We start from the raw sequence: 11895 nt of genomic DNA, 5'->3' as shown, positions 1-11895 counted from the left end.
GCACATATGCAGATGAATGACCTTACGCGGTTGCAAACAGGCGAGGAATGCTGCTGATGCATTAAGCCTTTCTGGACTCAGGCAGAGATTTGTAACAAAGGAAACGAACTGCACTAATTTTCACCGTAGCAGATGATTTTTGCGCCTTGTCGCTGCTGCGTGTGGTTGGTAAAGTAAGCGGATTTTCTTTTCCGCCCCAGCTTTCAGGATTATCCCTTAGTATGTTGAAAAAATTTCGTGGCATGTTTTCCAATGACTTGTCCATTGACCTGGGTACTGCGAATACCCTCATTTATGTAAAAGGACAAGGCATCGTATTGAATGAGCCTTCCGTGGTGGCCATTCGTCAGGATCGTGCCGGTTCACCGAAAAGCGTAGCTGCAGTAGGTCATGACGCGAAGCAGATGCTGGGCCGTACGCCGGGCAATATTGCTGCCATTCGCCCAATGAAAGACGGCGTTATCGCCGACTTCTTCGTGACTGAAAAAATGCTCCAGCACTTCATCAAACAAGTGCACAGCAACAGCTTTATGCGTCCAAGCCCACGCGTTCTGGTTTGTGTGCCGGTTGGCGCAACCCAGGTTGAACGCCGCGCAATTCGTGAATCCGCGCAGGGCGCTGGTGCCCGTGAAGTGTTCCTGATTGAAGAACCGATGGCTGCTGCAATTGGTGCTGGTCTGCCGGTTTCTGAAGCGACTGGTTCTATGGTGGTTGATATCGGTGGTGGTACTACTGAAGTTGCCGTTATCTCCTTGAACGGCGTGGTTTATTCCTCTTCCGTACGCATTGGTGGTGACCGTTTCGACGAAGCTATCATCAACTATGTGCGTCGTAATTACGGTTCTCTGATCGGTGAAGCCACCGCAGAACGTATCAAGCATGAAATCGGTTCGGCTTACCCGGGCGATGAAGTCCGTGAAATCGAAGTTCGTGGCCGTAACCTGGCAGAAGGTGTTCCACGCGGTTTTACCCTGAACTCCAACGAAATCCTCGAAGCACTGCAGGAACCGCTGACCGGTATTGTGAGCGCAGTAATGGTTGCACTGGAACAGTGTCCGCCGGAACTGGCTTCCGACATCTCCGAGCGCGGCATGGTGCTCACCGGTGGTGGCGCACTGCTGCGTAACCTTGACCGTTTGTTAATGGAAGAAACCGGCATTCCAGTCGTTGTTGCTGAAGACCCGCTGACCTGTGTGGCGCGCGGTGGCGGCAAAGCACTGGAAATGATCGACATGCACGGCGGCGACCTGTTCAGCGAAGAGTAATCGGATACAGGCAGGGGAAGCGTCTGTTTACCCTGCCTGGTCTGATACGAGAATACGCATAACTTATGAAGCCAATTTTTAGCCGTGGCCCGTCGCTACAGATTCGCCTTATTCTGGCGGTGCTGGTGGCGCTCGGCATTATTATTGCCGACAGCCGCCTGGGGACGTTCAGTCAAATCCGTACTTATATGGATACCGCCGTCAGTCCTTTCTACTTTGTTTCCAATGCTCCTCGTGAATTGCTGGATGGCGTATCGCAGACGCTGGCCTCGCGTGACCAACTAGAACTTGAAAACCGGGCGTTACGTCAGGAACTGTTGCTGAAAAACAGTGAACTGCTGATGCTTGGACAATACAAACAGGAGAACGCGCGTCTGCGCGAGCTGCTGGGTTCCCCGCTGCGTCAGGATGAGCAGAAAATGGTGACTCAGGTTATCTCTACGGTTAACGATCCTTATAGCGATCAAGTTGTTATCGATAAAGGTAGCGTTAATGGCGTTTATGAAGGCCAGCCGGTCATCAGCGACAAAGGTGTTGTTGGTCAGGTGGTGGCCGTCGCTAAACTGACCAGTCGCGTGCTGCTGATTTGTGATGCGACCCACGCGCTGCCAATCCAGGTGCTGCGCAACGATATCCGCGTAATTGCAGCCGGTAACGGTTGTACGGATGATTTGCAGCTTGAGCATCTGCCAGCGAATACGGATATTCGTGTTGGTGATGTGCTGGTGACTTCCGGTCTGGGCGGTCGTTTCCCGGAAGGCTATCCGGTGGCGGTTGTCTCTTCCGTAAAACTCGATACCCAGCGCGCTTATACTGTGATTCAGGCGCGTCCGACTGCGGGACTGCAACGTTTGCGTTATCTGCTGCTGCTGTGGGGCGCGGATCGTAACGGCGCTAACCCGATGACGCCGGAAGAGGTGCATCGTGTTGCTAATGAACGTCTGATGCAGATGATGCCGCAGGTATTGCCTTCGCCAGACGCGATGGGGCCAAAGTTACCCGAACCGGCAACGGGGATCGCTCAGCCGACTCCGCAGCAACCGGCGACAGGAAATGCAGCTACTGCGCCTGCTGCGCCGACACAGCCTGCTGCTAATCGCTCTCCACAAAGGGCTACGCCGCCGCAAAGTGGTGCTCAACCGCCTGCGCGTGCGCCGGGAGGGCAATAGTGGCGAGCTATCGTAGCCAGGGACGCTGGGTAATCTGGCTCTCTTTCCTCATTGCGCTGTTGCTGCAAATCATGCCCTGGCCGGATAACCTGATTGTTTTCCGGCCAAACTGGGTGTTACTCATCTTGTTGTATTGGATCCTGGCCTTGCCTCATCGCGTAAATGTGGGCACAGGTTTTGTGATGGGTGCCATACTGGATCTGATCAGCGGCTCGACGCTTGGCGTACGCGTATTGGCGATGAGCATCATTGCTTACCTGGTGGCGCTGAAATACCAGCTTTTCCGCAACCTCGCATTATGGCAGCAGGCGCTGGTCGTCATGTTGCTTTCGCTGGTGGTGGATATTATTGTTTTCTGGGCAGAGTTTTTAGTGATTAACGTCTCTTTCAGACCGGAAGTGTTCTGGAGTAGTGTAGTCAATGGAGTGCTCTGGCCGTGGATTTTCTTGCTGATGCGTAAAGTCCGTCAGCAGTTTGCAGTGCAATAAAGGTTTCTATGACTTCTCTGTATTTAGCTTCCGGTTCTCCGCGTCGTCACGAGTTACTTGCGCAACTTGGCGTGACCTTTGAACGTATTGTTACGGGCATTGAGGAGCAGCGTCAGCCGCAGGAGAGCGCGCAGCAATATGTTATGCGTCTGGCGCGCGAGAAAGCACAGGCGGGTGTCACGCACACGGCGCAGGATCTCCCGGTGCTGGGTGCGGATACTATCGTTATCCTGAATGGAGAAGTGCTGGAGAAACCGCGCGACGCAGATCATGCGGCGCAGATGTTGCGCAAACTATCGGGTCAGACCCATCAGGTGATGACGGCAGTGGCGTTGGCCGACAGTCAGCACATTCTCGATTGCCTGGTGGTCACCGATGTGACGTTCAGAACGTTAACAGACGAAGACATCGCGGGCTATGTCGCCAGCGGAGAACCGTTAGATAAAGCAGGTGCATACGGTATTCAGGGGTTGGGTGGCTGTTTTGTCAGGAAGATAAATGGCAGCTATCACGCCGTAGTCGGCTTACCGCTGGTTGAAACGTATGAATTATTAAGTAATTTTAACGCACTGCGTGAGAAAAGGGATAAACATGACGGCTGAATTGTTGGTAAACGTAACGCCTTCGGAAACGCGAGTGGCGTATATTGATGGCGGTATTCTGCAGGAAATTCATATTGAACGTGAGGCGCGACGCGGAATAGTAGGCAATATCTACAAGGGTCGTGTAAGTCGTGTACTTCCGGGTATGCAGGCGGCTTTTGTAGATATTGGGCTGGATAAAGCCGCGTTTCTTCATGCATCCGACATCATGCCGCATACTGAGTGTGTGGCGGGTGAAGAGCAAAAGCAATTCACGGTGCGCGACATCTCGGAACTGGTCCGTCAGGGGCAAGATCTGATGGTGCAGGTGGTGAAAGATCCGCTTGGTACTAAAGGTGCGCGCCTGACCACCGATATCACTCTGCCATCTCGCTATCTGGTTTTTATGCCAGGTGCTTCTCATGTTGGGGTTTCCCAACGTATCGAAAGCGAATCCGAACGTGAACGCCTGAAAAAAGTGGTCGCGGAGTATTGCGACGAGCAGGGCGGGTTTATCATCCGTACTGCAGCGGAAGGTGTTGGTGAGGCTGAACTGGCCTCCGATGCCGCTTATCTGAAACGTGTCTGGACCAAAGTCATGGAGCGTAAAAAGCGCCCGCAGACCCGTTATCAGCTATACGGCGAACTGGCGTTGGCGCAGCGTGTTCTGCGTGATTTCGCCGACGCCGAGCTGGACCGCATTCGCGTTGACTCGCGCCTGACTTACGAAGCATTGCTGGAGTTTACCTCGGAGTACATTCCCGAGATGACCAGCAAGCTGGAGCATTACACAGGCCGCCAACCGATTTTCGATCTCTTTGATGTTGAAAACGAAATCCAGCGGGCGCTGGAACGCAAAGTTGAACTAAAATCCGGTGGCTATCTGATTATCGACCAGACCGAAGCGATGACCACCGTGGACATCAATACCGGGGCGTTTGTCGGTCATCGCAATCTGGACGACACCATCTTCAATACCAATATTGAAGCGACGCAGGCTATTGCTCGCCAGTTACGGTTGCGTAACCTGGGCGGGATCATCATTATTGATTTCATCGACATGAATAATGAAGATCACCGTCGCCGCGTGTTGCATTCGCTGGAGCAGGCGTTGAGCAAAGACCGGGTGAAAACCAGCGTTAATGGTTTTTCGGCGCTGGGGCTGGTGGAGATGACGCGTAAACGCACTCGCGAAAGCATTGAACACGTATTGTGTAACGAATGTCCGACTTGCCACGGTCGCGGAACGGTGAAAACTGTGGAAACCGTATGTTATGAAATCATGCGCGAGATTGTTCGTGTACACCATGCTTACGATTCCGACCGTTTCCTGGTCTATGCTTCTCCGGCAGTAGCCGAAGCCTTGAAAGGCGAAGAGTCACACTCGCTGGCGGAAGTGGAAATTTTCGTTGGCAAACAGGTTAAAGTACAAATTGAACCGCTCTATAACCAGGAGCAGTTTGACGTCGTAATGATGTAAACAGATGCTGGGCCGCCATCCGGCAAAGGGTTTTTGAGTCACATTTTTAGCAGACAAGGAGTGACGGGTGAGGCGATTGCCGGGGATTTTACTGCTTACTGGAGCCGCGCTCGTTGTGATCGCTGCCCTGCTGGTTAGCGGCCTGCGTATTGCTTTACCGCATCTTGACGCCTGGCGTCCGGAAATCCTCAACAAAATAGAATCCGCGACTGGCATGCCGGTTGAAGCCAGTCAGCTCTCAGCCAGCTGGCAGAATTTTGGCCCGACGCTTGAAGCGCACGACATCCGTGCAGAACTAAAAGATGGCGGCGAATTTTCGGTTAAACGCGTTACTCTGGCGCTGGATGTCTGGCAAAGCCTGTTACATATGCGCTGGCAGTTTCGTGACCTCACTTTCTGGCAGCTGCGCTTTCGCACCAACACTCCTATCACCAGCAGCGGTGGTAATGATAGCCTGGAAGCTAGTCACATCAGCGATCTGTTTCTTCGTCAATTCGACCATTTCGATCTCCGCGACAGTGAAGTCAGTTTCCTGACGCCATCCGGTCAGCGCGCCGAGCTGGCGATCCCACAACTCACCTGGCTGAACGATCCACGTCGACACCGTGCGGAAGGCCTGGTAAGCCTCTCCAGCCTTACCGGACAGCACGGCGTGATGCAGGTGCGCATGGATTTGCGCGATGATGAGGGGTTGTTAAGCAATGGTCGCGTCTGGCTCCAGGCGGATGACATCGACCTGAAGCCGTGGCTCGGTAAATGGATGCAGGACAATATTGCGCTGGAAACGGCACAGTTCTCCCTTGAAGGCTGGATGACGATCGACAAAGGCGATGTAACCGGCGGTGACGTCTGGCTGAAACAGGGCGGTGCCAGCTGGTTGGGCGAGAAGCAAACGCATACGCTGTCGGTGGATAATCTGACCGCGCATATTACGCGTGAAAACCCGGGCTGGCAGTTCTCTATTCCCGACACACGGATCACGATGGACGGCAAACCCTGGCCGAGCGGAGCATTGACGCTGGCCTGGATACCGGAACAGAACGTCGGCGGCAAAGACAATAAACGCAGTGACGAACTCCGGATTCGCGCCAGTAATCTGGAGCTGGCAGGCCTGGAGGGCGTACGCCCGCTGGCCGCGAAACTTTCACCTGCACTTGGTGATGTTTGGCGCTCCACACAACCGAGCGGCAAGATAAACACGCTGGCGCTGGATATCCCGCTTCAGGCGGCAGACAAGACCCGTTTTCAGGCATCGTGGAGCGATCTGGCCTGGAAGCAATGGAAATTATTACCGGGTGCGGAACACTTCTCCGGGACGCTTTCCGGCAGCGTAGAAAATGGTTTGCTTACCGCGTCGATGAAGCAGGCAAAGATGCCTTACGAAACGGTATTCCGTGCGCCACTGGAAATCGCCGACGGCCAGGCTACGATAAGCTGGCTGAACAATGACAAAGGTTTCCAGCTGGATGGGCGTAATATTGACGTTAAAGCTAAAGCCGTCCATGCGCGCGGCGGTTTTCGTTACCTGCAACCTGCTAACGATGAACCCTGGCTGGGTATTCTGGCTGGCATCAGTACCGATGATGGTTCACAAGCCTGGCGCTATTTCCCGGAAAACCTGATGGGTAAAGACCTGGTTGATTACTTAAGTGGCGCGATTCAGGGCGGTGAAGCGGATAACGCGACGCTGGTTTATGGTGGCAATCCGCAACTCTTCCCCTATAAACACAACGAAGGTCAGTTTGAAGTGCTGGTGCCGCTACGCAACGCGAAGTTTGCCTTCCAGCCGGACTGGCCTGCATTAACTAACCTTGATATTGAACTGGATTTTATTAACGACGGTTTATGGATGAAAACCGATGGCGTTAATCTGGGCGGCGTGCGCGCGAGTAATCTCACCGCAGTGATCCCTGACTACTCAAAAGAAAAACTGCTGATTGACGCTGACATTAAAGGTCCGGGTAAAGCCGTTGGCCCTTACTTTGATGAGACACCGCTGAAAGATTCCCTGGGTGCGACCCTGCAAGAACTCCAGCTCGACGGCGATGTGAATGCTCGCTTACATCTTGATATCCCGCTGAACGGCGAGTTGGTAACCGCGAAAGGGGAAGTGACGCTGCGTAATAACAGTCTGTTTATCAAACCACTCGACAGCACCCTGAAAAATTTGAGCGGTAAATTCAGCTTTATCAATGGCGATCTGCAAAGTGAACCACTGACAGCAAGCTGGTTTAATCAGCCGTTGAACGTGGATTTCTCCACCAAAGAAGGGGCAAAAGCCTACCAGGTCGCGTTGAATCTCAACGGTAACTGGCAACCAGCGAAAACCGGCGTTCTGCCTGCAGCGGTGAACGAAGCATTAAGTGGCAGCGTGGCGTGGGATGGTAAAGTGGGCATTGAGCTGCCTTATCAAGCTGGCGCGACGTATAACGTAGAGCTAAACGGCGATTTGAAGAATGTGAGCAGTCACTTACCTTCACCGTTAGCCAAACCTGCGGGTGAACCACTGCCGGTAAACGTTAAGGTTGATGGCAATCTCAACAGTTTTGATTTAACCGGACAGGCTGGTGCGGATAACCATTTCAATAGCCGCTGGTTGCTCGGTCAAAAGCTGACGCTCGATCGTGCTATTTGGGCGGCAGACAGTAAAACGCTCCCGCCGTTGCCGGAACAAAGTGGCGTTGAACTCAATATGCCGCCGATGAATGGTGCCGAGTGGCTGGCCCTGTTCCAGAAAGGCGCGGCGGAGAGTGTCGGTGGTGCAGCGAGTTTCCCACAACACATAACGTTACGTACGCCTATGTTGTCGCTGGGAAATCAGCAATGGAATAACCTGAGTATTGTTTCGCAACCGACGGCAAATGGCTCCCAGGTTGAGGCGCAAGGGCGTGAAATCAACGCCACGCTGGCGATGCGTAATAACGCACCGTGGCTGGCGAATATCAAATATCTTTATTACAACCCAAGCGTGGCGAAAACTCGTGGTGATTCAACACAGTCATCATCTTTCCCGACAACGGAACGCATTAACTTCCGTGGCTGGCCAGACGCACAAATACGATGCGCAGAGTGCTGGTTTTGGGGGCAAAAATTCGGTCGCATTGACAGTGATATCACTATTTCTGGCGATACGTTAACACTGACTAATGGACTGATTGATACTGGCTTTTCGCGGCTCACTGCCGATGGTGAATGGGTTAACAATCCGGGAAATGAACGCACCTCGCTGAAAGGAAAACTGCGCGGGCAGAAAATTGATGCCGCCGCAGAGTTTTTTGGTGTCACGACGCCCATACGCCAGTCGTCATTTAATGTGGATTACGATTTACACTGGCGCAAAGCACCCTGGCAGCCAGATGAGGCGACGTTGAATGGCATCATTCATACTCAACTGGGCAAAGGCGAAATTACCGAAATCAACACCGGACATGCAGGGCAATTGCTGCGCCTACTGAGCGTTGATGCCCTGATGCGTAAGCTGCGTTTTGATTTCAGAGACACCTTTGGCGAAGGGTTCTATTTTGACTCTATTCGCAGCACCGCGTGGATTAAAGACGGCGTTATGCACACCGACGACACGCTGGTGGATGGCCTGGAGGCGGACATCGCTATGAAAGGGTCGGTAAATCTGGTACGTCGCGACCTGAATATGGAAGCGGTTGTCGCACCAGAGATTTCTGCGACGGTGGGTGTGGCTGCGGCCTTTGCGGTTAACCCCATTGTTGGCGCGGCAGTGTTTGCCGCCAGTAAAGTGCTGGGACCGTTGTGGAGCAAAGTCTCCATTTTGCGCTATCACATTTCGGGTCCGCTGGACGATCCGCAAATCAACGAAGTGTTGCGCCAACCGCGTAAAGAAAAAGCGCAATGATTTGACGAGGGCGCGTAATTGCCCCAATCTCATATGATAATCGTTGCCAAAGGCCAACGAGCCGGAACATAACCGTAGGCCGGACAGGGCGTTCACGCCGCATCCGGCAGCCGTAAAAAATCCTCTACTGCAGTAACTAACGAGTAGCAAAAACGATGAGTCTGAACCTGGTAAGTGAACAATTGCTAGCGGCGAACGGCCTGAAACATCAGGACTTGTTCGCGATCCTCGGTCAACTGGCCGAACGTCGCCTTGATTATGGCGATCTCTATTTTCAGTCGAGCTATCACGAATCCTGGGTTTTAGAAGACCGCATTATTAAAGATGGTTCTTACAACATCGATCAGGGTGTTGGTGTGCGTGCAATCAGCGGTGAAAAAACCGGATTTGCTTACGCAGACCAAATCAGCCTGCTGGCGCTGGAACAGAGTGCGCAAGCGGCGCGCACCATCGTCCGTGATAGTGGTGATGGCAAAGTACAGACGCTGGGCGCGGTAGAGCATAGCCCGTTGTATACCTCGGTAGATCCGCTGCAAAGCATGAGCCGTGAAGAGAAGCTGGATATCCTGCGTCGAGTCGATAAGGTTGCCCGCGAAGCGGACAAGCGCGTACAGGAAGTGACTGCCAGCCTCAGCGGCGTTTATGAATTAATTCTGGTTGCGGCCACCGACGGCACGCTGGCGGCGGATGTTCGTCCGCTGGTGCGTCTTTCCGTGAGCGTTCTGGTCGAAGAAGATGGCAAACGCGAACGCGGTGCCAGTGGCGGCGGCGGTCGTTTTGGTTATGAGTTCTTCCTTGCCGATCTCGACGGTGAAGTCCGTGCGGATGCGTGGGCAAAAGAAGCAGTGCGTATGGCGCTGGTCAATCTTTCTGCCGTCGCCGCACCAGCAGGCACCATGCCGGTAGTACTTGGCGCAGGTTGGCCGGGCGTGCTGTTGCATGAAGCGGTGGGGCACGGTCTGGAAGGCGACTTCAACCGCCGTGGCACTTCAGTATTTAGTGGACAGGTCGGGGAGCTGGTGGCTTCTGAACTGTGTACCGTGGTTGATGACGGCACGATGGTCGATCGCCGTGGTTCGGTGGCGATTGATGACGAAGGTACGCCAGGCCAGTACAACGTGCTGATTGAGAATGGCATCCTGAAAGGCTACATGCAGGATAAACTCAACGCGCGTTTGATGGGAATGACGCCGACTGGCAACGGTCGCCGTGAATCCTACGCTCATCTGCCGATGCCGCGTATGACCAACACCTATATGCTGCCGGGTAAATCGACCCCGCAGGAAATTATTGAATCCGTTGAGTACGGTATCTATGCACCGAACTTTGGTGGCGGTCAGGTGGATATTACATCCGGCAAATTCGTTTTCTCCACTTCAGAAGCGTATCTGATTGAAAACGGTAAAGTAACGAAGCCGGTGAAAGGCGCGACGTTGATTGGTTCCGGTATCGAAACCATGCAGCAGATTTCGATGGTGGGCAACGACCTGAAACTGGATAACGGCGTGGGTGTCTGCGGTAAAGAAGGGCAAAGTTTGCCGGTTGGCGTGGGCCAGCCAACGCTGAAAGTTGATAACCTGACTGTTGGCGGTACCGCGTAATAATTTCAGTATTTTCAGAAGGATAATTAATCCTTCTCCGTGTACGAACGGTCCCCTTGCCCCTCTGTGGAGAAGGTTAGGGGAACCCGTTGGCACAGGTTTGTACAACGTAACAGTACAATATGAATTACTTCTCTTTCCCGCGCCCGTGCATTTCCTGAAACAATTTACCGACCTCAACAAAATAATCCGTCAGTGAGTTGATCACGACCTGCACCTTCAGCGGCAGTTTATCTTTTTCAGTATACAACGCATAAACCGGGCGTGGATCTGACTGGTAACGCGGCAGCAGGATCTCAAGCTCACCTCGATTGATCTCGTTGATCACCCACATCAGCGGCACGTAGGCAATCCCGGCACCTGCCGTCAGCCAGCGCACCAGCGTCATCGGATCATTAGTCACAAATCTCCCTTGCGGGATCAGGCGAGTCGAGATCCCTTCCGGTGCGATCAGTTCAAATTCATTGTCCGGACGCACGCTGTATTCAAGCCATGAATGGCTACTTAAATCGGCGGGTTTTTCCGGTATGCCGTATTGTGTGAGATAGCCTTTCGCGGCGCACACCACCATTGGCATCGCGCCCAGACGGCGGGAAAACAGGCTGGAATCCTGCAACGCGCCGACGCGGATCACCACATCCAGACCGTCGGCAATCAGGTCGGGGGCAGGAATTCCGGTAACCAGATTAACGCTCAAACCTGGGTATTCTTTCAGCATTTTGGCTGTTAGCCCGGCGAGAACATTTTGTGCCATAGTTGAAGAACAGCCAATGCGCAGCGTCCCGATGGGGGTGTTATTGAAGGCATACAGTTGCTCATGAACATCCTGCACTTCATGAAGCATCCGACGGCAGCCCTGGTAGTAAATTCTACCGGCTTCGGTCAGGCCAATGCTGCGTGTGCTACGGTTTAACAGCTTTACCTGCAACTCATCTTCCAATTTTGACACCGTCTGACTGATGGACGAAACGCTCATCTGTAGCTGTCTGGCGGCGGCGGTAAAAGAGCCAAATTCAACTACTTTGGCAAACACCGACATGCGTTTTAGTCGTTCCATTATTCACTCTGACTTAAAAGTGATTTAGATCACATAATATAGATAACAGCATAACAGTTACGTTAATATATTAAATATCAATCTACAGCAATGTTGCTCTCGCCCGGCTTTCCATGCCCTTCTCTGCGGCGACAGATGCTGAAAATAATAACGCCTGCTCTCTCTATACAACCAAGGTCAACATGAGTCTGTTTCCCGTTATCGTGGTGTTTGGGCTGTCCTTCCCACCGATATTTTTCGAATTGCTTTTATCACTGGCGATTTTCTGGCTGGTGCGCCGGGTACTTGTGCCAACAGGTATCTACGACTTTGTCTGGCATCCGGCGTTGTTCAACACCGCGCTCTATTGCTGCTTGTTTTATTTGATATCGCGACTGTTCGTTTGA

At 53.0% G+C, this 11895-nt stretch carries 9 protein-coding genes; 8 read left to right on the top strand and 1 reads right to left on the bottom strand.

Going from position 1 to position 11895, the window contains the following annotated elements:
* Positions 1-221 precede the first annotated feature (221 nt).
* The 7 genes from mreB to tldD all read left to right on the top strand — a co-directional run bounded on the left by mreB (position 222) and on the right by tldD (position 10452).
* The gene (mreB, locus tag QUE34_RS19770; protein ID WP_000913396.1) at positions 222-1265 is read left to right on the top strand and encodes a rod shape-determining protein MreB; all 1044 of its coding nucleotides are present in this window, start codon (positions 222-224) and stop codon (positions 1263-1265) included.
* Between the two features lie 65 nt (positions 1266-1330).
* A complete protein-coding gene (mreC, locus tag QUE34_RS19765) occupies positions 1331-2434 on the top strand; it encodes a rod shape-determining protein MreC (RefSeq protein ID WP_000802511.1) in 1104 nt (367 codons plus the stop codon).
* Positions 2434-2922, top strand: coding sequence for a rod shape-determining protein MreD (gene mreD / locus QUE34_RS19760; protein ID WP_000179409.1), 489 nt, complete (start codon positions 2434-2436; stop codon positions 2920-2922). The genes mreC and mreD overlap by 1 nt, the downstream gene beginning before the upstream one ends.
* Before the next feature lie 8 nt (positions 2923-2930).
* The gene (yhdE, locus tag QUE34_RS19755; protein ID WP_105268620.1) at positions 2931-3524 is read left to right on the top strand and encodes a nucleoside triphosphate pyrophosphatase YhdE; all 594 of its coding nucleotides are present in this window, start codon (positions 2931-2933) and stop codon (positions 3522-3524) included.
* Positions 3514-4983, top strand: coding sequence for a ribonuclease G (gene rng / locus QUE34_RS19750; RefSeq protein ID WP_000123197.1), 1470 nt, complete (start codon positions 3514-3516; stop codon positions 4981-4983). Before yhdE ends, rng begins: the two co-directional genes overlap by 11 nt.
* 67 nt (positions 4984-5050) lie before the next feature.
* Positions 5051-8851, top strand: coding sequence for an AsmA2 domain-containing protein YhdP (yhdP, locus tag QUE34_RS19745; RefSeq protein WP_103253336.1), 3801 nt, complete (start codon positions 5051-5053; stop codon positions 8849-8851).
* 155 nt (positions 8852-9006) lie between these two features.
* On the top strand, positions 9007-10452 hold the full coding sequence (tldD, locus tag QUE34_RS19740) for a metalloprotease TldD (RefSeq protein WP_000055909.1): 1446 nt from the start codon (positions 9007-9009) through the stop codon (positions 10450-10452).
* A gap of 127 nt (positions 10453-10579) precedes the next feature.
* Here tldD and aaeR read toward each other — a convergent pair whose 3' ends face one another.
* A complete protein-coding gene (gene aaeR / locus QUE34_RS19735; RefSeq protein WP_000440311.1) occupies positions 10580-11509 on the bottom strand; it encodes an HTH-type transcriptional activator AaeR in 930 nt (309 codons plus the stop codon).
* A gap of 182 nt (positions 11510-11691) precedes the next feature.
* On the opposite strand from aaeR, the gene aaeX reads away from it, so the two are divergent.
* The gene (aaeX, locus tag QUE34_RS19730) at positions 11692-11895 is read left to right on the top strand and encodes a p-hydroxybenzoic acid efflux pump operon protein AaeX (RefSeq protein ID WP_000051841.1); all 204 of its coding nucleotides are present in this window, start codon (positions 11692-11694) and stop codon (positions 11893-11895) included.

The sequence above is a fragment of the Escherichia sp. KS167_9B genome (assembly GCF_030295215.1).
Lineage (GTDB): Bacteria > Pseudomonadota > Gammaproteobacteria > Enterobacterales > Enterobacteriaceae > Escherichia > Escherichia coli_F.
Note: the sequence above shows the minus strand (reverse complement) of the source record. Positions and strands in the feature narration are given on the sequence as shown.